At 69.4% G+C, this 1,129-nt stretch carries 1 pseudogene; it reads right to left on the bottom strand.

From position 1 onward, the window contains the following. A pseudogene (locus K7G59_RS34325) lies at window positions 1–1,129 on the bottom strand (alpha-amylase family glycosyl hydrolase); the annotation flags it as partial.

Genomic DNA, 1,129 nt, shown 5'->3' with positions numbered 1-1,129 from the left:
GCCGGCGGATGTCGTTGAGGCGGGTGATCAGGGGTGCGATGGTGCGGCCCTCGCGGGCGGCGGCGGCCCAGTCGCGGGGTTTGAGCTGGTACTTCTCGGAGTCGAGGTATTCCTCGCTGCCCTCGCGCAGGGGGGTGTTCTCGCACAGTTCGTAGCCGCTGTAGATGCCCCAGGCCGGGGAGAGGGTGGCGGCGAGGACCGCGCGGACCTCGAAGGCGGGCCGGCCTCCGTGCTGGAGGTAGGCGTGCAGGATGTCGGGGGTGTTGACGAAGAGGTTCGGCCGCATGTAGGAGGCCGCCTCCCCCGACAGTTCCGTCAGGTACTCGGTCAGTTCCTGCTTGGTGTTGCGCCAGGTGAAGTAGGTGTACGACTGCTGGAAGCCGATCTGGGCCAGGGTGTGCATCATCGCGGGCCGGGTGAACGCCTCGGCCAGGAAGAGCACGTCGGGGTCGGTGCGGTTGATCTGGGCGATGACGCGTTCCCAGAACACGACGGGTTTGGTGTGCGGGTTGTCCACGCGGAAGATCCGCACCCCGTGGTCCATCCAGTGCCGCAGGACGCGGACCGTCTCGGCGACCAGGCCGTCCATGTCGGCGTCGAAGGCGATGGGGTAGATGTCCTGGTACTTCTTCGGCGGGTTCTCGGCGTGGGCGATGGTGCCGTCGGGGCGGTGGCGGAACCACTCGGGGTGCTTGTGCACCCAGGGATGGTCGGGGGAGCACTGCAGCGCGAAGTCCAGGGCGATCTCCAGACCCAGTTCGCGGGCGCGGGCGACGAAGAAGTCGAAGTCCTCCAGGGTGCCCAGGTCGGGGTGGACGGTGTCGTGTCCGCCCTCGGGGGAGCCGATGGCCCAGGGCACGCCGACGTCGTCGGGGCCGGCGGTGAGGGTGTTGTTGCGGCCCTTGCGGAACGTGGTGCCGATGGGGTGGACCGGCGGGAGGTAGACGACGTCGAAGCCCATGTCCGCGATGGGTTGCAGGCGGCGGGCCGCGGTGCGGAACGTGCCGTGGGGCTGCTCGGCGGTGCCCTCGGAGCGGGGGAAGAACTCGTACCAGGAGCCGTACAGGGCCCGTTCGCGTTCCACCAGCAGCGGCATCGCCTCCGAGGCGGTGACCAACTCCCGCAGCGG

It is taken from the genome of Streptomyces sp. NK08204, from assembly GCF_020400585.1.
In the GTDB taxonomy this organism is placed as follows: domain Bacteria; phylum Actinomycetota; class Actinomycetes; order Streptomycetales; family Streptomycetaceae; genus Streptomyces.
The sequence above is the reverse complement of the archived record's forward strand: the minus strand, read 5'-3'. Positions and strand labels throughout refer to the sequence as shown.